Below are 20499 nucleotides of genomic sequence, written 5' to 3' on the forward strand. Positions count from 1 at the left end.
AAGCTACGCTCGTTCTCCTGTTTTTTCAACATCAATCTAAGGAGAAGCAACTGACGATGGAGTCACCGCAACCCGATCAACCCGGCCACAATGATCCCGGATTGGGCCGCCGTCTGGGGATAGATGTGGGAACTGTGCGTATCGGTACAGCGCTCTCGGGAAGCAGCGCCACCATGGCCATGCCACTGGAAACTATAAAACGACAAACTGGCTTCCACGACTACGATAAAGCCGACATTGATCGTCTCGTGGATATCGTTGAAGAGAACGACGTCGTGGAAGTAGTCGTGGGCTTACCGCGTGACCTGCGTGGTCACGGATCAAAAAGTGTACTCCACGCCCAGGATATTGCAGAGCGGCTCGCCCAGAGATTGCCCGAGATTCCTATACGCATGGCTGATGAACGCTTAAGTACTGTGGTCGCGCAGCAAGCGTTAAGAACATCAGGTATCAACGAGAAGGCGGGGCGTAAGATAATCGACCAAGCGGCAGCGGTAGAAATTTTGCAGTCGTGGTTGGATGGGCGACTCGCCTATATCAACCGCCATTTGCCATAATTATAGGTAAAGCAACTAGTCTGATAATTCAATGAGTATTAGTTAAGCTGCCGAGCACTGCGAATCAACCGAGGAAATGGATACGTTGGATGGATACCGAATCATATGATGTCAAGCGCCGAGAGCGTACTGTAGCCGTAATCGTCGCTTCGGTAGTGCTTCTTATCGGAGCAATAATCTATATCGGCGCTAGTATCGCGACCCAGAAACCCTATGATTTTCAAGGCGAAGGTAGCGGAGCAGTGGAATTAGTGGTCATTGAAGAAGGCTCATCAATGGCCGAAAAGGGCCCTGAATTGGTTGAGCGCGGAATTGTTGCAAGTGACCCGGCATTTCAGACCGCAGCCGCCAACAACCCAGCCGCTGGGAATATTCAGCCGGGAGTTTACCGCCTCCGCCAGGGGATGAGTGCCGCTGCCGCGGTGCGGGCCCTCCTTGATAACGACAAACAAGTCGACCTGCTAGATATACCAGGTGGTGCCACCCTCATGGATGTCAATGTAGTCGGAGGAAAGAAACGCCCAGGCATTTATTCTCAGATATCTACGGTCACCTGTTTTGAGGGCTCGACAAATTGCGTGTCCGTCGCCGATCTGCAACAAGCAGGTGCAACAGCCAATGTGGATGACCTCCATATCCCCACGTGGGCTAGGGCACAGGTGGCCGCACGGTCAAGCGATCCGCGCCGGTTGGAGGGGCTGATCGTGCCAGGCAAATACGTCGTGGACCCGCATTTTAGCGCCGAGGAAATTCTCGCCGACCTGCTCAAGCGTTCCTCCAAAACCTTTGAAAATACCAATATCGAAGCACGCGCTCGAGCCATCGGATTGACCCCTTACGAATTGTTAACCGCAGCCTCTCTAGTAGAGCGTGAAGCTCCAGAGGGTGATTTTGACAAGGTCGCACGGGTTATTCTCAATCGTTTGGAAGAACCCATGCGCCTAGAATTCGACTCGACTGTCAACTACGGCCTCGACGATGTCGAGGTAGCTACAACTGCGGAGGACCGTGCTCGAGTGACTCCGTGGAATACCTATGCTAAAGACGGGCTTCCAGATTCTCCTATTGCAGCCGCCGGAACTACCGCTATCAAGGCCATGGAGAACCCCGCACCAGGCGAGTGGCTCTTCTTTGTGACCGTAGACAAGTCCGGTACAACCGTCTTTACCAATACCTTCGAGGAACATTTGCAGGCAGTCGATCAATCACTCGCCAATGGCGTACTAGATTCACAGCGATAGGTTGATGATCTCGTGCCCCGCGCTGCAGTTCTCGGTTCCCCTATCAAGCATTCCTTGTCGCCCTTGATCCACAATGCCGGGTATCAAGCACTTGATATGGACGATTGGAGCTACAGCGCGCACCTTGTGGAGGAAGGAGAGCTGGCACATTTCTTAAAATCGGCTGCCCCGGACTTCTTAGGTTTTTCGGTAACCATGCCGGCCAAATTCGCCGCTTTAAAGTGCGCTGACTTCAAATCAGAGCGAGCAGAGGTAATTGGATCAGCGAATACCCTCGTCCGTAGAGGCACCGAATGGGGTGCCGATAACACTGATTGTGTGGGGATCACTGGCGCCCTCGTGGCAATAGCGCGCTCACCGTTTCGACAGGCTCTTATTATCGGCGCTGGGGGAACAGCTCGGCCGGCAGTATTTGCACTAGGCCAGCTTGGTGTTCAAAAGATCACCATCGTTAACAGGAGTGACCGCGCTACCGAGTTTTCTTCTCTGGCAGCATCCGTCGGGATCGATTTGGCATTCTGCGATTTCTCTGCGGATCTTGCTACTCTAGCCGCGCGAGCCGATATTCTCATTTCCACGGTTCCCAGTAGAGCTTTGGCGGGATATGAAGATGCTCTCGCCCGCACTTCGCTACTCGATGTGATCTATGACCCGTGGCCCACGCCCCTTGTCCAGCTCGCTCAATCGCGGGGACTGGCTGCGGTCGGCGGCCACGAGATGCTACTTCATCAAGCCTATGAGCAGTTTGAGATATTCACTGGTCGTTCGGCTCCCCGAGAGCAGATGCGAAGCGCGTTTAACCAGCACCTCTCTATGGAAAACTGAGAATATTGTGGAAAAGCCCGTTTCCTAAGACAAGGGAGCTCTCGGGCATCTAGCCTTAGAGCTCATGATGGTCGTAGTGACAGGGTTTTGGATGGCAGCACTGAGCTATTTTGATATTCGCTACCATAGACTTCCTAATATTCTTACTCTTCCAGCCCTCGTACCAGCATTTTATCTATCAGATTTGTGGTGGCCAGCGATTGTCTGGTCCGGACTCTATGCGGTGATCGCTGTAGGTGCACGAATAACTGGGCAGTCATTAGCAATGGGCTTGGGTGATGTAAAACTCGCTCCCTCCTTAGGTCTCATTGCCGGCAGCCACGTCCTGTGGGCCATTATATTCGCGCAGATTTTCACCATCGCGTTAGCTTGTGCCCTTAAAAAGCAACGGATCGCCCACGGCCCCGCGATGATAGCGGGGACAGTGTGCACCTATTTCATATGGGGGTAGAATTCATAAGTACCCTTATTCGTGCAATAATTGCCACATGCTTCGATGGACTACAGCAGGCGAATCTCACGGCCAAGCTCTCATCACCGTGATGGAGGGGATGCCCGCAGGCGTGCCCATCACGACTGAGGATATTTCCTATCAACTTGCGCGGCGCCGACTAGGCTACGGGCGGGGCGCGAGGATGAAATTTGAGGCAGATGAACTTAGTCTCCTGTCGGGAATTCGTCACGGGCTAACTATGGGGAGCCCCATCGCTTTGATGATTGGAAATACTGAGTGGCCTAAGTGGACCACCGTCATGTCACCTCATCGTCTTGATGAACATGATCCCCACGTGGCTCGAGAATTGGATTCTGGTCGGGCGAAAAAACTGACGAGGCCTCGTCCAGGACATGCAGATTTCGCGGGAATGTTGAAATATGATCTTCAGGAGGCCCGTCCCGTTCTCGAGCGTGCTTCCGCTAGGGAGACTGCCGCTCGAGTTGCTATTGCTACGCTCGCCCGTAATCTCCTTCGAGAGCTCATGGGAGTCGAAGTGTTCAGCCATATTGTCTCTATAGGTCGCTCTAAGGTCGATCCCGGGTCCAGCCCTGTTGCAGCCGACGCTACAACTATTGACCAGTCGCCCGTGCGCGCGTTTTCCCCGCGAGCTGAGGCGTCAATGATCAACGAGATTGAAGCGGCTAAGAAGCAGGGAGACACCCTCGGAGGAATTTTCGAGGTAATTGTTGACGGTCTACCGATTGGACTAGGATCTCATACCAGTGCTGAAGAACGTCTAGATGCACAACTTAGTGCGGCAGTCATGAGCATACAGGCTATCAAAGGGGTCGAGATTGGCGATGGATTTGAGGAAGCTCGACGCCTTGGCAGTCAGGCTCACGATGAGATGGTGCGCGATGAATCCGGCACGGTAAGGCGTCTTTCAAACCGAGCTGGTGGTGTTGAAGGTGGTATGACTAATGGGGAACGTCTCGTGGTGCGAGGTGCTATGAAACCCATATCAACGGTACCCCGCGCCCTGCGCACTGTGGACCTCGATTCTGGACGTGCAGCCACCGGGATCCACCAGCGATCTGACGTTTGCGCAGTTCCTGCGGCCGGAGTGGTGGCTGAGGCTATGGTTGCTCTCGTGCTAGCTCGAGCCGTGCTGCAAAAATTTGGAGGCGACAGCCTGGTGGAAACTTCTCGCAATTTCGCGGCCTACCAAGACCAGATCGCCCGCAGGCTAGCGTTTTAGGAAGGAATAAAATGGCTCCCAAAATAGTTCTCGTTGGCCCCCCTGGTGCCGGCAAAACAACTATCGCCCGTCGTTTGTCCAGTGCCCTAAATATTGCGCATATTGATAGCGACGAGCTGATAGAACAGCGGACAGGTCAGCGGTGCCGTGACTTCATTGAGGCCAAAGGAATTGAGACTTTTCGCGCTATAGAGGCCGAGGTGATCGCGGAGGCGCTACAGCTTAACGGTGTGCTTAGTCTTGGTGGAGGCGCGATCGAGGAGGATGCAACCCGAAAGCTTCTGATTGATCATCCCGTGGCATGGATAGATGTGAGCATTGAGGAAGGAGACCTGAGAACTCGCGATACCACGGCGCGACCTTTACTCGATGATATGTCCTACGAAGAACTGGTGAAACCTCGAATTCCGCTTTACCGAGAGGTAGCGGATATCCGGATCCCCACCGATACCAGGCCACCTCAGCAGGTGGTAGCGGATATCTTAAGCTTTATGGAATCCTATGATGCTAAGGATTGTCAATGAGTATGTTGGCCGAGGTGAATGTGCGTGGGCCCCGCCCCTACCGGGTGTGCATAGGGGAGCGGCTCGAAGCGGAGTGCGCTGCCCACGTCTCTAGCCTGGGTCCCGGCCGGGTTGTGGTGTTATGTCAGCCAACGGTAGCTCACTATGCGCACCAGCTTATAAAGCAATGGGCTGAAATTCCGAGCACTATCATTGAGATACCCGACGCCGAGGAAGCAAAGACCTATGCGACTGCACAAAGGCTGTGGGATCGCCTCGGCGAGTTGAAGATCGGCCGACGCGACGTAATAATTGGGTTTGGTGGGGGAGCTGCCACCGACCTTGCGGGTTTTATTGCCGCAACGTGGATGCGTGGGATAGAAGTTATCCACATCCCCACTACTGTGCTAGCCATGGTGGATGCTGCGGTGGGAGGCAAAACCGGCATCAATACTCCCGGTGGCAAGAATCTAGTAGGAGCTTTCCATGAGCCCTCGGCAGTATTTATTGACATCCAATATCTAGCGTCAGTTCCTCAATCTGACCGAATTGCTGGCAGCGCTGAAATAATAAAAACAGGCTTTATTGCTGATCCCCAGATTTTGGAGCTCTATGTGCAATCTCCCACCCGCTGCCTCGATATCACAGGTGACCTTCCGGAGTTGATTCATCGGTCAGTCAGTGTCAAAGCGAATGTGGTCGCGCAGGATCTCAAGGAGTCAGGGTTGCGAGAGATCCTCAATTATGGACATACTTTTGGTCATGCAGTAGAGCGTTATGAGCAGTACCGGTGGCGACATGGTGATGCTGTAGCGATAGGGATGGCATTCGTTGCTCACCTAAGTGAGATCAAGGGTGTGATGACAGGTGATCTTGTGGCGCTTCATGAGGAAATCCTTTCCTCAATCGGTCTACCGATTCGCTATCAAAACGCTGGATTCGAGGATCTCTACGCTGCGATGAGCGTGGATAAGAAGAACAGAGATGGTCGGATAAGGTTTGTGGCCCTCAACGACGTGGCTACGCCGACGCGAATCGACGACGCAACAACTGCACAGCTTAAAGAGGCCTATGCGCGAATTTCTTAGAAGGAGAATGCGATGAGTCGCAGTATTTTAATACTCAATGGGCCCAACCTGGATCGGTTGGGTAAAAGGCAACCGCACATTTATGGTTCGACCACGCTTGCCCAGTTGGAACAGCTCCTTCATGCACATGCCAATGACATGGGTTTCACAGTTACCTGTAAGCAATCTAACTATGAAGGCGAGCTTGTGGAGTGGATACATGAAGCCGTCGATAAACAACAACCAATAATTATCAACCCTGGGGGGTTGACACATACCTCGGTAGTCCTTCGAGATGCTCTTGCTGAAATATCCGAGGGTGCAGGTTTCATCGAGGTGCATCTATCAAATATCGCAGCCCGAGAGAGCTTTAGGCACCACTCCTATCTCTCACCCATTGCCAAGGGGACAATTGCGGGTCTGGGTGTACGTGGCTATCTTTTGGCTCTCGATTATCTAATAGCGGAAGCTAGCTAGAACCCAAGGACCTGTGCAGCAGGAGTAAGATCATGCAAAGTTTGGTCGAAGGTGGCCGACTGGAGTTTCGAAGAAAGGTAATTTTCATGGTGGACGCACGTTCTTACTTTGTTAATCGCAGGAAAATACTTGCCCACGAACTTAAAGAGCTAAATCTAGATGCTCTCGTGATTTCCCACCTCACTCACGTGCGCTACTTGTCCGGTTTTACTGGCTCTAACGCTGGTTTGGTTGTCTACGCTGATGGGCAGGCAGATATCGCAACTGACGGACGATACCTAACACAAATAGCCGCGGAGGTTCCCGATATCAAGGCCCGAGAAGCCCGCGCATGTGCCCCGGATCTCATCAAGGGTCTCAGCGGCGTTGCTCGACTGGGTTTCGAAGCTGACTTTGTCACGGTAACTCAGCTGGAGATTTTAAAGAAAGCTGCTGGCGAGGGTCTCGAACTAGTCCCTGTCACCCAGGTCATTGAAAAGATGCGCCGTATTAAAGGAGAAGAGGAACAAGAGCGGTTGCGACGTGTCGCAGATATAGCAAATTCCGCCTTTCAAGAACTTCTCGATGAGGGTGGCATCCGAGCGGGTCGTAGCGAAATTGAGATTGCGGCTGACTTGGAATATAGGATGCGGGTGCGAGGCTCCGAGCGGCCCAGTTTTGACACCATCGTCGCTTCTGGCCCGAATTCTGCAATGCCGCACCACCAAGCTGGGGATCGGATACTATGCGAGGGCGATATCGTGACTATAGACTTTGGTGCCTACGCGGCGGGATATAATTCCGACACCACAAGAACCGTGATTGTCGGATATGCAACGGACTTTTCCCAAGAAATCTATGATGTGGTGCTACAAGCACAATTGGCTGGTTGCAAGGCTGCAGTACCTGGTACCTTGCTTGCCGATGTTGACAAGGCATGTCGGGATATTATTACTAAAGCAGGGTACGGCGACTACTTCGTCCATTCCACCGGACACGGTGTCGGACTCGATGTGCACGAAGCGCCAGCTGCAGCGAAGAATGCCGCGGGAGTATTGTGCGAGGGAATGACGGTAACCATCGAACCTGGCATATACATACCCGAGCGCGGAGGTGTTCGTATCGAGGATACCTTGATTGTGCAGGCTGGAGCTGCAGAAAATCTCACAGGTCTGAGCAAAGATCTCATGATCGTTTAAGAGAAATTCCCTCCCTCCCCAGGTCTGCAGTCTCGGGAGGAAGAGTTAAAATAACCGCGATGCATCATGTATTATCTTGTACGTTCACTCATGCCAATGATGAAGAAGGAAGTATAAAGGTGGCAACAACCGCTGATTTCAAGAACGGACTCGTTCTCAAGATCGACAATAAGCTCCAGCAGATTATCGAATTCCAGCACGTTAAACCAGGTAAAGGCCCAGCGTTTGTGCGTACCAAACTCAAGGACGTTGTCAGCGGAAAGGTGACCGATAAAACTTTTAACGCTGGAGTTAAGGTTGAGACAGCCACCGTGGATCGCCGAGACATGACCTACCTCTATCACGATGGTTCTTCCTTCGTGGTGATGGATGAAAAGAGCTATGAGCAGCTCGAACTTGCTGAGCATATCGTTGGCTCGGGAGCGAGGTTCCTCCTTGAGAACACAACCATCCAAGTTTCCTTCCATGAGGGAGAGCCGCTCTTTGCAGAGCTTCCCATTTCTCTTGATTTGAAAATTGCTCACACCGAACCGGGACTGCAAGGTGATCGTTCGAACGGCGGAACTAAGCCCGCTACGTTGGAAACGGGCGCAGAAATCCAAGTTCCGTTGTTCGTGGAGACCGGTAATATAGTAAAGGTCGATACCCGGGACGGCTCCTACCTCTCACGCGTGAATCACTAGATCGTGGCTGAGTCCGAAAATAATCCTATGCCAGCACCGCGAGCGCAGTATAAGCGTCATGGATCGCGCTATAAAGCGCGACGCCGCGCGGTTGATTTCCTTTACGAGTCCGAGGCCCGTGATATTGACCCGGTAGCCCTGTTATCTGATCGAGTCTCATTAGCTGCTCTTCCAGCTAGTGAGATCGCTCCAGTGAACCCATATACCAGGGAAATAGTGGCAGGGGTTGCAGAAGAGCTCGATAGAATCGATTCGGTCATAGCCTCTCATCTATCTGAGAACTGGGAACTACACCGCATATCAGCCGTTGATCGAGCTATCCTGCGGGTGGCTGTATGGGAGCTTATCTTTAATGAGGACGTTCCAGTTAAAACGGCTATCAAGGACGGTATCGAGCTAGCCTCGCAGTACTCAGTCGATGATGCATTCGCCTATATCAACGGCGTGCTTGATTCAATTGCGAAAAATATTGACGAACTGCGCGCCTTTGATGATCCAGACGGTCATGAGGACGAGCATAGTATGGGGTTCGCCGATGCCCTTGCTGAAGCGGAGGCCCATTTAACCGACGATGAGAGCTTTGATGGTCGCGACCCAGACGACTAAATATATCTAGCTTGGCTACCCCCATCATTTAAGAGTGGTGGGGGTATTTTCTCGCTATTTTGTTACAGATGTGACTAGAATGAGAGAAGTTTTTTAAATAGTCAGTTGTGTCGGATGTTTCTTGTGTTGTTGATATGGTAAGCCGCCGACTCAGCGCTTAGACATAGCCCTCAAATGAAAGTTGGTATGGCGCAGTGAAATTCAACCTGCCAGTTCTTGGTGACATCGACTTCAACTCTCCAGTGGTCCAGCAGATTATCGCCCTCATCACCTCAGTTCTCTTGTCCATAGTGGGCAGCGCCGGAATCAACGTCAGTGAGCTGAAGGCCCAGATTCCAGACAACGCGCCTACTTTGGTGAAAGATATCGGGACCACGCTATTCGACGATCCACAACTTGGGGAGACAGCCGGTCAATTAACCGCGCTCGCTACAGGATCGAGCGAGAAGCTCGACACTGTGGAGGTAAACCGATCGCGTGCCGCTGAAAGCACCACAGTGGTAATCGAGGATCCGAAGCCCACCCACGAAGAAGTTGCGTCCCCGGCTATTGTCTTTGCTGCGCCCTCCACCAATCTGCCTCAGACTGATCAGTTTATGGTGGCGAATTTTCCTAAAGCTGACGCAGCCGATAATCCCGCGCCTGTTGTCTTTAGCTTTGTGGAAAAAGTTAACGACAAAATTACTCCCGTGACAGAAGGCACATGGTCCGGAACCATTGCTGGCCGTGATATCTCCGAGATGAGGGCAGAAACTGATCGCCCGCTCGATGCTGGGATTTTAGCTCTCTCGGTCAAACCCAGTGAGTTAAGCGATATCAATATTCGATTCGATTCCAATAACTACCAGAGCGGTTTTGCCTCTGACCACATTGACCTGGACAAGGACGGCCAGACTACTCTCTTTACTCCGGGACGCTCCTCGTAGTCATCTAAGCGCGTAGCCGTACCTTCAACTCCCTAGACCACAGGGTTGGAGGTGCGGCTTTTAACTTTTGGCGGAGCAATATCTGCGATCGTGGCGCAGATTATGTTGCATTCCTCCCTACGGGTAGATTCATCGAAGTTCGCACCCAAAGTTGTATTGAGTTTTGATTCGGCTCATGAGAAGTAAAACTTTGCCATTGATCCACGTTGGTGAGCCTTTTCGTCCGAATTATGTGTGCGTGAACTGGGTTCATATTCTTAGTGGCAGCGGCCCCGTCGAGGAAACGATATCGCCCGCACGGTAGCAACCATTCCAGCTGTAGAGGACTGAAGAAAGTATTCGACGAGAGGTTCGAAGGGTTAACGCATTTGTGGATCAGAAATACCGAACGGTGGTGGATCTGTGATCTAATCTTTGGAATCGTGGCTGTGGAAACTCGATAGAGTTTCGTTCATGCGGTCGACGTGCCGACGATATCAATCAGGCGAGAGCCTCTATGGGTATATACAGGGAAAGTCTCGTAACCTGGTTATCGCTGTGCGAAACACTGAGACTTCACGTGGCGCACCACAGCTGGATAAGAAATGCCCAGGCCGCTCAGCGTCCTGGGCAGGGGAACAGTCTAAGAAGCGTCGACAAGCTCCTCATTGCCGAGTTCATGAGCCAAAGCCTGCTCAAGGCCCGGATACCTGAAAATATGCTCGCGAGCTAATAGCACTCGCGGTAGTACCCGCTGATCGGCCAGCGCAAATTCTTCGGCCCCCTGCGAACCCAGGAGGATTTTGGGACCAAGCGTTGGGACTGGGAATATCGCCGGTCGCCTTAACTGAGCCCCTAGCATCTTAGACATCTCGGCATTGGTAACAGGGTTGGGACTGGTGGCATTAATGGGGCCCGATATATGACCGTCAAGAGCCGCGGTGATGATTATGTCAGTCAGGTCATCGAGCGCAATCCATGAGAAACCTTGAGAACCATCACTGAGGTGCCCCCCTAACCCTGTCGAGAAAAGCGTGCGCATGACTGGCAGAAAACCACCACGCCCTGAAATAACGATGCCCGTGCGTAGGTTAACTACCCGCTTGCCTCCTTCAGAGGCAGGACTGGTCGCAGCCTCCCAGTTGCGAGCCAAATCCGCGAGAAATCCTTCGCCCGTGTCAGATTCTTCGTCGAGGGTCTCGCCACTACGGTCGTGACCGTAGACTCCGATCGTGGAGCCTGAGATCATCGTGTGGCAATCATCCGATTGAGCTACGAGTTGGGCGAGTTTACGGGTTGGCTCCACCCGAGAATCCCAAAGCGCCTTCTTGTGGGCCTCACTGAAGCGGCCGAAAATAGGTTCACCGGCGAGGTGAACGAGGAGATCAACATTCTCGAGAAGCTTTTTATCGGGGCACTCGGGGTCCCAAAGGCGTTGGTCACCCTCGGGATTGCTGCGCACCAAAGGGATAACTGTGTGACCCAGAGTGCTCAGTTGCGCAGCGAGAGCGCGTCCCACAGTTCCGTTCGACCCTGTGATCGCAACGCGTAGTTTCCGATCACTTATCACCTCGAATCGGGCTTTAGCCTGGAAATCGTTGATGATTTGGTGCTGTCGATACGCAAACATTGGATTCAAGCTCAAACTGGGCAGCCGGGTGCGAACATCATCGGTGATAGCAGTCGCCTGGATATCGTCGATGGAGGTGTCGTCGAAGATATGAGTATGGCGCCAGTTAGCCAGTACTTGGATCGGAGCTGTGGCACAGATATCAGTGAATTGACGTCCAGCAACATACCCCGACAGGTCGTGGCGGGCTACCCACTTCAGCCCTGCTGGGAGTGCAAAAACGGTTGTACCCGTGCTTAAGGACTCCGCCTCAGAGATCGGGTTGAAAGGGAAAAATGGAGGGGAGAGTCTTAATACTGCTCCCTTTCGATTATGCCACTCCCACACCTCACTCCTCGGGGCGGGGACAACGTGGGTGGAATGAAGACTCATAAGGATGTGTGCTCTTTCTTGATATAGCTTTAAAACTCGGCAACGTCGCTGAAACGACGTGGCAGATCTTAGGAGAACGGCCGTGTCGAATCATGGCGATAAGGAGAGCCTTGCAGGCTCTGCCTATCTTGGCGCCTAGCTAAAGGCGTAGAGATAATCGTTACCCACCAGTTTAGGGCTTTTTTGTCAATGAGGGGAGACTATGAACCAGCTAGCAGCCGCTGCCCTCATTCCAGTTTCTGCTCGGAAGCTTTACCAGTTCGGGTACACAATGGCAGTTGTGGGGGAGTTGCTCGCTCGAAATTGCTATAGTCTATTACCTGAGGTGCTATCATCTCACCTAGTTGAATCTATACGGTCGCTTTGCGGTGGCCAGCGGATCAGCCATCGCAACAATTTCATACTGTCCATCGCCCCATTCGGGGCACGACATCCTTTAACGGACCGCACAGAGAGGCGGGGAAGGAGGTCACGATGAGCGAATCTAAACCCGCTACGGTCGAGCTTTTTAAAGCTGAAGACGTGGCGCGCACTATCGCACGCATCGCGCACCAAATTATCGAAAAAACGGCCCTTGACGCCGCTGACAATTCGTCCATCCTGTTATTAGGCATCCCCTCCGGGGGCGTACCTCTGGCTAAGCGTTTACAGCAAAAAGTCGCCGAGTTTTCAAGCGTAGATATTCCTACTGGAAGCTTAGACATCACCCTTTATCGTGATGATCTCAGCTCTAAGCCACATCGCGCTCTGCAACCCACAGAAATTCCCACTCGGGGAGTTGACGGATCTCATATCATCTTAGTCGATGACGTCCTTTATTCGGGACGAACTATCCGCGCCGCACTTGATGCTCTGCGCGATTTGGGGCGGCCCCGCTCAGTACAATTAGCAGTCCTTGTTGATCGCGGTCACCGCGAATTACCCATTCGTGCTGATTATGTGGGCAAGAATCTTCCCACTTCTCGCACCGAAGATGTCACCGTACTGCTACATGAAATTGATGGCCGTGACGCGGTTATCCTAACTCGAGGAAGCGACAAGTAAAGATGAAGCACCTACTTTCCATCGGTGACCTGGGCAAAGATCAGATCCTTGCACTCATGGACGAGGCCGACCGTTTCCGCGAGGCCCTAATGGGTCGAGAAATCAAGAAGCTGCCGACGCTGCGCGGGCGGACTATATTCACGGTTTTTTATGAAAATTCCACGCGAACGCGTTCCTCGTTCGAAACCGCGGGTAAGTGGATGAGTGCCGATGTTATCAATATTTCGGCCTCATCGTCGTCGGTGCAAAAGGGAGAATCGCTCAAAGATACGGGACTCACACTCAAAGCTGTAGGCGCGGATGCCCTCATCATTCGGCATCCTTTTGCTGGTGCCGCCGCGCAATTGGCCGAGTGGGTCGCCCCAGGCGGTGATGGCCCTAGTGTCATCAACGCTGGCGACGGTGCGCATCAGCACCCTACCCAGGCTCTTCTTGATGCCGTCACTATGCGACAACGCCTGGGCGAGATTGAGGGCAAGAAGGTCGTGATCGTCGGTGACTGTCTCCATTCCCGAGTCGTACGATCCAACGTTGATCTTCTCAGCACCCTTGGAGCTCACGTAGTACTGGTAGCACCAGGTACCCTGCTTCCTCAGGGAGTGGAGAACTGGCCAGTTCGAACCTCCTATGACATGGATTCCGAGCTTAAAGACGCTGATGTCGTAATGATGCTGCGTGTTCAAAAAGAACGCATGCATGGAGGTTTTTTCCCGTCACACCGCGAATACGCAACCCTGTATGGGATGAATCGCGAGCGGGAATCCCTGCTCAAAGAGTCGGCCATTGTCATGCACCCAGGCCCAATGCTGCGCGGTATGGAAATTAGCTACGATGTCGCTGACTTACCTCGCACTGCAGTGCTACAGCAGGTGAACAATGGTGTTCACAGCCGGATGGCAGTGTTATTTACGCTGCTTGCTCATTCCGATAACCACGGCTTTTAAATCACGCGTCAGAGAAGGAAAACATAGATGTCTGATTCAGTTCATTATCCTGCCACGGGTGAGCTCGCACCGGCGGCTCCTGGAACCTTATTGCTCAAAAACATACGCCCCTATGGCGAAGGCAAACCCCAAAATATTCTCATTGACAACGGGGTCATCATCGAACTCGATTCGCAACAAACCCAAGCTGATCGGATCATCGATGGTCAGGGTGCTGTTCTACTGCCTGGGCTGGTAGATATTCACGTGCACTTACGTGAACCAGGTCGAGAAGATACCGAAACCATCGCGACGGGATCGCTCGCAGCCGCCCGCGGTGGCTTCACTGCAGTATTTACTATGGCTAATACTCAACCCGTGATGGACCAGTCGATCATCGCTGAGGCCGTGTGGGCTAAAGGCCAAGACATAGGTCTGTGCGATGTTCACCCCGTCGGATCGATTACGCAGGGCCTTGAAGGCAAGGTACTGACCGAATTTGGGATGATGGCGCGTTCACAAGCCAAGGTGCGGCTATTCTCCGATGACGGAAAATGTGTGGACAATCCGTTATTGATGCGCCGGGCTATTGAATACGCTAAGGGTACGGACGTACTCCTTGCTCAGCATTGTGAGGATCCGCGACTAACAGATGGAGCGTCGGCACATGAAGGAAAACGAGCTGCCACATTAGGTTTGCAGGGCTGGCCACGTGTTGCCGAGGAGTCCATAGTGGCTCGCGATGCTCTACTCTGTCGGGATTATGGCACCCGGATGCATATTTGTCATGCTTCCACTAAGGGCACCGTTGAGTTGGTGCGCTGGGCCAAGAGTCAGGATATTCCCATATCCGCCGAGGTTACCCCGCATCACCTGTTGCTCACCGACGAGCGTTTAGAAACTTATGATGGCGTGAATAAAGTCAACCCTCCGCTACGTGAGGAATCAGATACGGTGGCGTTACGCGATGCCCTGCTGGATGGCACCATTGATATAGTTGCTACCGATCACGCTCCTCATGGTTCTGAGGAGAAATGCTGTGAGTTTGAGAACGCTCGCCCAGGAATGCTGGGGTTGGAAACCTCGCTTGCCATCATTGCTCAACTCTTTGTCTCTTCCGGCTTGGCTAACTGGCGTTTTGTCGCAAAAGTCATGTCTGAACGGCCCGCCGAACTCGTCCGGCTTCCGGGCCACGGTCGCCCCATCGCTGAAGGCGAACCCGCGAATCTCACGCTCATTGCCGAGAATCAGCCGTGGACAGTCGATCCATTGGCCCTGGCTTCGAAGTCTTCCAATACGCCCTATGCGGGGATGACTTTTGACGCTAGGGTTATTGCCACCATTTTACGCGGTACCATCACGCAGCTTAGGGCGCCCGAAGCTCAATAAGCAGGAAAATTCTCGAAAGGCTCATATAGTGAATAACCCTATGCGCACCCCAGCGCTCCTTGTTCTAGCTGACGGCAAGGTTTTCCGCGGCTTAAGCTTCGGATCTCTTGGCCGCACTTTAGGTGAAGCGGTCTTCACCACTGCGATGACCGGATATCAGGAGACCATGACAGATCCTTCTTATCATCGACAGATCGTGGTGACCACCGCCCCTCAGATTGGAAATACTGGGTGGAATGACGAAGACGGTGAATCTCGCGATGACCGCATTTGGGTCGCTGGTCTCGTGATTCGCGATCTCTCCACCACCGTTTCCAGCTGGCGTGCTCGTCGTTCCCTGGAAGAGGAAATGGTCGCTCAGAATATCGTGGGTATCCAGGGCGTCGATACCCGTGCCATAGTGCGGCATCTACGGCATTTCGGTTCATTGACGGCTGGTATCTTCTCCGGTGACGATGCCGACAAGCCACTTGACGAACTCATCCAGATCGTCAAATCCCAACCTGAGATGGTTGGGCAGAGCCTGGCGGAGCAAGTCAGTACCGATGATGTGTATACCGTGGATAGTGAGGGAGACCCCCAGTTTACGGTGGTTGCCTACGATATGGGTATCAAATCGAATACACCACGTAATTTTGCCCGCCGCGGTATTAAAACTGTTGTTGTTCCAGCTAATACTTCCTTTGCAGATATTATGGCCCATCAGCCTGACGGTATTTTTATCTCCAATGGACCAGGGGACCCTGCTACCGCAGATATCATGGTCGGAATTGTCAAAGAGATCCTCAAACACGAAATACCTCTCTTTGGCATATGTTTCGGGAATCAAATCCTCGGCCGTGCGCTGGGACTTGAGACATATAAATTGAAGTTCGGTCACCGGGGTATCAATGTTCCCGTTCTTAATCACCTCACCGGCAAGATCGATATCACCTCCCAGAATCACGGATTCGCTCTAAAGGGGTCACCGGGTGAAAGTTTCGATACCCCCTTTGGACGAGCGCAGATAACACATACGTGCTTAAACGACGGCACTGTTGAGGGTGTAGCTCTTGTCAATGGCCGCGCTTTTTCTGTGCAGTATCACCCCGAGGCCGCAGCCGGCCCCACGGATGCCCAGCCGCTTTTTGACCAATTCGTTGCCGTGATGGCAGCGCAGCAGAAAAACTAACCAGGAGGAAGCGTACAATGCCAAAACGCCAAGATATCAAGCACGTCCTGGTTATCGGATCAGGTCCAATCGTCATTGGTCAAGCCTGCGAATTTGACTACTCGGGCACCCAAGCCTGCCGCGTTTTAAAGGACGAGGGCTTGAGAGTTAGCCTGGTTAATTCTAATCCGGCCACGATTATGACCGACCCAGAGTTTGCCGATCATACCTACGTTGAGCCGATTGAACCCGAATATATAGAGGCGATCTTCGAAAAAGAGCGTGCTCAAGGACACCCCATCGATGCAGTGCTGGCGACCCTCGGAGGCCAAACTGCGCTGAATGCCGCCATCGCGCTAGATCGGCGCGGTTCCTTCGACGCATACGGTGTTGAGCTCATCGGCGCTGATATAGCAGCCATCGAACGGGGTGAAGACCGTCAGAAATTCAAAGATATTGTAGCGAAGATTGGCGGAGAGTCTGCCCGTTCACGAGTCTGCCACAATATGGAACAAGTGCATGAAACCGTTGCAGAACTTGGTCTCCCTGTCGTTGTGCGACCCTCCTTTACTATGGGTGGTTTAGGTTCTGGTTTGGCTTATAACGAGGACGATCTTGAGCGTATAGCCGGTGGCGGCCTAGCTGCATCTCCTGAGGCCAATGTGTTGATCGAAGAATCCATCCTGGGATGGAAAGAATATGAGCTCGAATTGATGCGTGACAGCGCCGATAACGTCGTTGTTGTTTGTTCGATTGAGAATGTCGATGCTCTCGGTGTGCACACAGGTGACTCCGTGACGGTGGCCCCCGCCATGACTTTGACCGACCGCGAATTCCAGAAAATGCGCGATCAGGGTATCGCAATCATCCGCGAAGTGGGTGTTGATACTGGTGGATGTAATATCCAGTTCGCGCTCAATCCAAAGGATGGGCGCCTGATCACCATCGAGATGAATCCCAGAGTGTCGCGATCCTCGGCATTGGCCTCGAAGGCAACGGGATTTCCTATTGCCAAAATAGCAGCCAAATTAGCCATTGGTTATACCCTCGATGAGATCGATAATGATATCACCAAGGTAACGCCAGCAGCTTTCGAACCTACCTTAGATTATGTGGTCGTTAAGGCTCCTCGCTTTGCATTCGAGAAATTCGTAGGATCCGACGATACGCTTACGACCACCATGAAATCCGTAGGCGAAGCCATGAGTCTCGGGCGCAATTATATCGCAGCCTTAGGAAAGGTCATGCGGTCTTTGGAAAATAAGCAGGCTGGCTTTTGGGCCGTAGACGATGAAGTATTCGCCGGCGATCGCGCCCGAGACCTCCAGGCCGTCCTCGAGGACCTCGTTCGTCCGACCGAAGGCCGTTTATATGACGCGGAATTGGCGCTTCGTCTTGGTGCCACAATCGCGCAGGTTCACGAAAAGTCCGGAATAGATCCGTGGTTCCTGGGTGAATTGAAATCACTAGTAGATTTCCGCGAAGAAATGATCGCCGCAAAAACTCTGTCAGAAGACTTGTTGCGCCGAGCTAAGTTCTATGGCCTCTCCGACCGTCAGATTGCCCAGTTGCGACCAGAATTCGCTGGTGAGGCGGGGATTCGCCGCTTGCGTTGGTCGCTAGGAATTCGTCCGGTGTTCAAAACTGTTGATACCTGCGCGGCAGAATTTGAGGCCCAGACCCCGTATTATTATTCGGCATATGAACTCGATCCAGCCGCCGAGTCCGAGGTGAGCCCACAGAGGGAAAAGCCGAAAATTATCATCTTGGGCTCCGGCCCGAACCGCATCGGCCAGGGTATTGAGTTTGACTATTCCTGTGTGCACGCGGCTCTTGAATTATCACGGGTGGGCTACGAAACCGTGATGATCAATTGCAATCCGGAGACTGTTTCCACAGACTACGATACGGCCGACCGGCTATACTTTGAGCCACTGACCTTCGAAGACGTTATGGAGGTTTACCATGCTGAGTCCCAGTCGGGCACCGTTGCAGGTGTGATCGTGCAACTGGGGGGTCAAACTCCTCTGGGTCTCGCGGCCCAACTACGCGATGCTGGGGTTCCCGTTATCGGCACCAGCCCCGAGGCTATCGATCTCGCGGAGGATCGCGGCGAGTTTGGCGAAGTCTTGCGAAAAGCGGAACTACCAGCTCCGGAATTCGGTACCGCAACCTCCTTTAAGGAAGCCCGCGCGGTAGCCGCCGAAATTGGTTATCCCGTACTTGTGCGCCCTTCGTATGTACTGGGCGGGCGAGGTATGGAAATCGTCTACGATGAAAAATCTCTCGAGAGCTATATAGACCGAGCCACGGAAATTACGAACGATCATCCTGTTCTCGTAGACCGCTTCCTAGATAATGCTATCGAAATCGACGTTGACGCTTTGTGTGATGGCGAGAATGTCTATCTAGCAGGTGTTATGGAGCATATCGAGGAGGCTGGAATTCACTCTGGTGATTCGGCCTGTGCTCTCCCGCCAATGACTTTGGGTGCCGAGGATATCGAAAATGTGCGACGTTCCACGACGGCCCTTGCCCATGGGATTGGGGTCAAGGGATTGATGAATGTTCAGTTCGCTCTGAAGGACGATATTTTGTACGTCATCGAAGCCAATCCACGTGCCTCTCGTACAGTGCCCTTCGTATCAAAAGCAACCGGGGTCCATCTAGCCAAAGCGGCGGCACGAATCATGACAGGTGCTAGCATCGCGGAGCTGCAAGAAGAGGGAATGATCCCTACCGACCATGATGGTGGATCGCTCCCCTTAGAAAGCCCAATCGCAGTGAAGGAGGCGGTGCTTCCCTTTACTCGCTTTAGGCGCCCCGATGGCACCATGCTCGATACCTTGCTCTCTCCCGAGATGAAGTCCACGGGTGAGGTGATGGGACTGGCTGATAATTTCGGTGCGGCCTACGCCAAAGCTGAGCAAGCAGCCTTCGGAGCGCTACCAACTCAGGGTACCGTTTTCGTGTCAGTTGCCAACCGCGATAAGCGAACCCTGATTTTCCCAATTCAGCGTTTAGCATCCCTCGGATTCAAACTTTTAGCCACCTCTGGTACCGCAGCCATGTTGCGCCGTAATGGCGTTGAATGCGAGCAGGTGCTCAAACGCTCCGAAGTAGACCAGCCAGGCTACGAAGGACGTAAGTCGATTGTGGACTTAATTCACGAGGGCAAGGTAGACCTTATTCTCAATACTCCAGCGGGATCCGCAGGGGCTCTTCACGATGGCTATGAGATTCGTGTCGCCGCAGTGGGTGCAGGTGTTGCATTAGTGACCACTGTTCAAGGCGTCACGGCGGCAGTGCAGGGGATAGAGGCTAGACGTCGCGGCACTCTCTCGGTGCGAGCTTTGCAAGAACTTGATCACGCAGTGGGCCGCCATGAATCCAATTGATATGGAACAAGGTGCTGGTTTTGGTTACCGGTTGCGTGAAGCGGGGCGACGGTGGGGCCGTTTATGTGTGGGGATCGACCCACACCCTGAGTTACTGAGCGCGTGGAGTTTAGAGTACTCCCCATCTGGTATCGAGAAATTCTCTGAGATCTGCGTTGAAGCCTTCGCCGGCCATGTGGCTTTGATCAAGCCTCAAGTTGCCTTCTACGAGGCTTTCGGAGCTGCTGGTATCTCGGTGCTAGAAACTGTTCTGAGTGAGCTTAGGCAGGCTGGAACTCTAGTGCTTGCCGACGCCAAACGAGGCGATATTGGTTCCACTATGGCAGGATATGCTCGGGCGTGGTTGGATCCCTCCTCGCCGCTGGGAACCGATTCCGTAACGGTCTCCCCATATCTAGGTTTTGGCTCTCTCCAGCCTGTTATCGAGCTCGCTCACCACCATAAGGGCGGCCTTTTCGTCCTGGCTGCAACAAGCAACCCAGAGGCTCGACACCTTCAAAACCACTGTGACGCCCACGGCGTTAGGGTTTCCCAACAGATCGTTAACGCGGCCGCATCAGTCAATAACCAGCACCATACTCACTCCGTGGGTGATATCGGCGTGGTTATTGGAGCAACAGTGGATAACCCTCCTGATCTCAGTGAGTTCAACGGGCCAGTTTTGCTCCCGGGAGTGGGTGCTCAGGGAGCACAGGCGAGTGATGTTGCTCGCATTACAAAGGGGGTAACCGATTTAAGTTTCCCTAATATCTCGCGGGCGATCCTCAGATATGGGCCGAGTGCTAGCAAACTCCGCGACGAGGCTCGAAAATGTGCTGAGGAATTCTCATAACACCAGTTCAGAGGGTTTATTCAGA

At 52.9% G+C, this 20499-nt stretch carries 19 protein-coding genes; 18 read left to right on the forward strand and 1 reads right to left on the reverse strand.

Going from position 1 to position 20499, the window contains the following annotated elements; all coding sequences use genetic code 11:
• The first annotated feature begins 56 nt into the window (after positions 1–56).
• The 12 genes from ruvX (at position 57) to NXT00_RS01475 (ending at position 9757) form a co-directional block, all read left to right on the forward strand.
• Positions 57–557, forward strand: coding sequence for a Holliday junction resolvase RuvX (ruvX, locus tag NXT00_RS01420; protein WP_259076677.1), 501 nt, complete (start codon positions 57–59; stop codon positions 555–557).
• Positions 558–646: 89 nt separating this feature from the next.
• Positions 647–1798, forward strand: coding sequence for an endolytic transglycosylase MltG (gene mltG, locus NXT00_RS01425; protein WP_259076680.1), 1152 nt, complete (start codon positions 647–649; stop codon positions 1796–1798).
• A gap of 12 nt (positions 1799–1810) precedes the next feature.
• Entirely contained in the window at positions 1811–2623 is an 813-nt protein-coding gene (locus tag NXT00_RS01430; RefSeq protein ID WP_259157771.1) for a shikimate dehydrogenase, read from the forward strand.
• A 64-nt stretch (positions 2624–2687) separates the two neighbouring features.
• The gene (locus NXT00_RS01435; RefSeq protein WP_259076694.1) at positions 2688–3074 is read left to right on the forward strand and encodes an A24 family peptidase; all 387 of its coding nucleotides are present in this window, start codon (positions 2688–2690) and stop codon (positions 3072–3074) included.
• Between the two features lie 37 nt (positions 3075–3111).
• Complete coding sequence (gene aroC / locus NXT00_RS01440) at positions 3112–4317, forward strand: chorismate synthase (protein ID WP_259076696.1); 1206 nt, start codon at positions 3112–3114, stop codon at positions 4315–4317.
• A gap of 11 nt (positions 4318–4328) precedes the next feature.
• Positions 4329–4841 (forward strand): shikimate kinase, encoded by a 513-nt coding sequence (locus NXT00_RS01445; protein ID WP_259076698.1) that lies wholly within the window; start codon positions 4329–4331, stop codon positions 4839–4841.
• Positions 4842–4846: 5 nt separating this feature from the next.
• Positions 4847–5908, forward strand: coding sequence for a 3-dehydroquinate synthase (aroB, locus tag NXT00_RS01450; RefSeq protein ID WP_259077098.1), 1062 nt, complete (start codon positions 4847–4849; stop codon positions 5906–5908).
• Between the two features lie 12 nt (positions 5909–5920).
• Positions 5921–6364 (forward strand): type II 3-dehydroquinate dehydratase, encoded by a 444-nt coding sequence (gene aroQ, locus NXT00_RS01455; RefSeq protein ID WP_259076700.1) that lies wholly within the window; start codon positions 5921–5923, stop codon positions 6362–6364.
• Between the two features lie 86 nt (positions 6365–6450).
• Entirely contained in the window at positions 6451–7542 is a 1092-nt protein-coding gene (locus NXT00_RS01460; protein WP_259157772.1) for a Xaa-Pro peptidase family protein, read from the forward strand.
• A gap of 119 nt (positions 7543–7661) precedes the next feature.
• The gene (gene efp / locus NXT00_RS01465; protein WP_259076705.1) at positions 7662–8225 is read left to right on the forward strand and encodes an elongation factor P; all 564 of its coding nucleotides are present in this window, start codon (positions 7662–7664) and stop codon (positions 8223–8225) included.
• A 27-nt stretch (positions 8226–8252) separates the two neighbouring features.
• On the forward strand, positions 8253–8831 hold the full coding sequence (nusB, locus tag NXT00_RS01470) for a transcription antitermination factor NusB (RefSeq protein ID WP_259076707.1): 579 nt from the start codon (positions 8253–8255) through the stop codon (positions 8829–8831).
• Positions 8832–9025: 194 nt separating this feature from the next.
• On the forward strand, positions 9026–9757 hold the full coding sequence (locus NXT00_RS01475) for a hypothetical protein (RefSeq protein WP_259157773.1): 732 nt from the start codon (positions 9026–9028) through the stop codon (positions 9755–9757).
• Between the two features lie 622 nt (positions 9758–10379).
• Here the strand turns inward: NXT00_RS01475 and NXT00_RS01480 are convergent.
• Complete coding sequence (locus tag NXT00_RS01480; RefSeq protein ID WP_259076713.1) at positions 10380–11738, reverse strand: TIGR01777 family oxidoreductase; 1359 nt, start codon at positions 11736–11738, stop codon at positions 10380–10382.
• Positions 11739–12212: 474 nt separating this feature from the next.
• Here NXT00_RS01480 and pyrR point away from each other — a divergent pair, with 474 nt between their 5' ends.
• From pyrR to pyrF, 6 genes are read left to right on the forward strand one after another with little or no spacing between them, the layout of a single operon-like run.
• Positions 12213–12782 (forward strand): bifunctional pyr operon transcriptional regulator/uracil phosphoribosyltransferase PyrR, encoded by a 570-nt coding sequence (pyrR, locus tag NXT00_RS01485; RefSeq protein WP_259076715.1) that lies wholly within the window; start codon positions 12213–12215, stop codon positions 12780–12782.
• Positions 12783–12784: 2 nt separating this feature from the next.
• Positions 12785–13726, forward strand: a complete 942-nt coding sequence (locus NXT00_RS01490) for an aspartate carbamoyltransferase catalytic subunit (protein WP_259076717.1) — start codon at positions 12785–12787, stop codon at positions 13724–13726.
• 27 nt (positions 13727–13753) lie between these two features.
• Positions 13754–15094, forward strand: a complete 1341-nt coding sequence (locus NXT00_RS01495) for a dihydroorotase (protein WP_259076719.1) — start codon at positions 13754–13756, stop codon at positions 15092–15094.
• Between the two features lie 40 nt (positions 15095–15134).
• Positions 15135–16265, forward strand: a complete 1131-nt coding sequence (gene carA / locus NXT00_RS01500; RefSeq protein ID WP_259077099.1) for a glutamine-hydrolyzing carbamoyl-phosphate synthase small subunit — start codon at positions 15135–15137, stop codon at positions 16263–16265.
• A 17-nt stretch (positions 16266–16282) separates the two neighbouring features.
• A complete protein-coding gene (gene carB, locus NXT00_RS01505) occupies positions 16283–19642 on the forward strand; it encodes a carbamoyl-phosphate synthase large subunit (protein ID WP_259076726.1) in 3360 nt (1119 codons plus the stop codon).
• A complete protein-coding gene (gene pyrF / locus NXT00_RS01510; protein WP_396124691.1) occupies positions 19629–20474 on the forward strand; it encodes an orotidine-5'-phosphate decarboxylase in 846 nt (281 codons plus the stop codon). The genes carB and pyrF overlap by 14 nt, the downstream gene beginning before the upstream one ends.
• Positions 20475–20499 lie beyond the last annotated feature (25 nt).

Origin of the sequence: Corynebacterium sp. ES2715-CONJ3, assembly GCF_024814365.1 — a bacterium.
Classification (GTDB): domain Bacteria; phylum Actinomycetota; class Actinomycetes; order Mycobacteriales; family Mycobacteriaceae; genus Corynebacterium.

Excerpts from the sequence above, each read along its gene's own strand:
- ruvX (WP_259076677.1), top strand. The coding sequence starts at position 57 with ATGGAGTCACCGCAACCCGATCAACCCGGCCACAATGATCCCGGATTG.
- mltG (WP_259076680.1), top strand. The coding sequence starts at position 647 with ATGGATACCGAATCATATGATGTCAAGCGCCGAGAGCGTACTGTAGCC.
- NXT00_RS01435 (WP_259076694.1), top strand. The coding sequence starts at position 2,688 with ATGATGGTCGTAGTGACAGGGTTTTGGATGGCAGCACTGAGCTATTTT.
- aroC (WP_259076696.1), top strand. The coding sequence starts at position 3,112 with ATGCTTCGATGGACTACAGCAGGCGAATCTCACGGCCAAGCTCTCATC.
- NXT00_RS01445 (WP_259076698.1), top strand. The coding sequence starts at position 4,329 with ATGGCTCCCAAAATAGTTCTCGTTGGCCCCCCTGGTGCCGGCAAAACA.
- aroQ (WP_259076700.1), top strand. The coding sequence starts at position 5,921 with ATGAGTCGCAGTATTTTAATACTCAATGGGCCCAACCTGGATCGGTTG.
- NXT00_RS01460 (WP_259157772.1), top strand. The coding sequence starts at position 6,451 with ATGGTGGACGCACGTTCTTACTTTGTTAATCGCAGGAAAATACTTGCC.
- nusB (WP_259076707.1), top strand. The coding sequence starts at position 8,253 with ATGCCAGCACCGCGAGCGCAGTATAAGCGTCATGGATCGCGCTATAAA.
- NXT00_RS01480 (WP_259076713.1), bottom strand. The coding sequence starts at position 11,738 with ATGAGTCTTCATTCCACCCACGTTGTCCCCGCCCCGAGGAGTGAGGTG.
- pyrR (WP_259076715.1), top strand. The coding sequence starts at position 12,213 with ATGAGCGAATCTAAACCCGCTACGGTCGAGCTTTTTAAAGCTGAAGAC.
- NXT00_RS01490 (WP_259076717.1), top strand. The coding sequence starts at position 12,785 with ATGAAGCACCTACTTTCCATCGGTGACCTGGGCAAAGATCAGATCCTT.
- NXT00_RS01495 (WP_259076719.1), top strand. The coding sequence starts at position 13,754 with ATGTCTGATTCAGTTCATTATCCTGCCACGGGTGAGCTCGCACCGGCG.
- carA (WP_259077099.1), top strand. The coding sequence starts at position 15,135 with ATGCGCACCCCAGCGCTCCTTGTTCTAGCTGACGGCAAGGTTTTCCGC.
- carB (WP_259076726.1), top strand. The coding sequence starts at position 16,283 with ATGCCAAAACGCCAAGATATCAAGCACGTCCTGGTTATCGGATCAGGT.
- pyrF (WP_396124691.1), top strand. The coding sequence starts at position 19,629 with ATGAATCCAATTGATATGGAACAAGGTGCTGGTTTTGGTTACCGGTTG.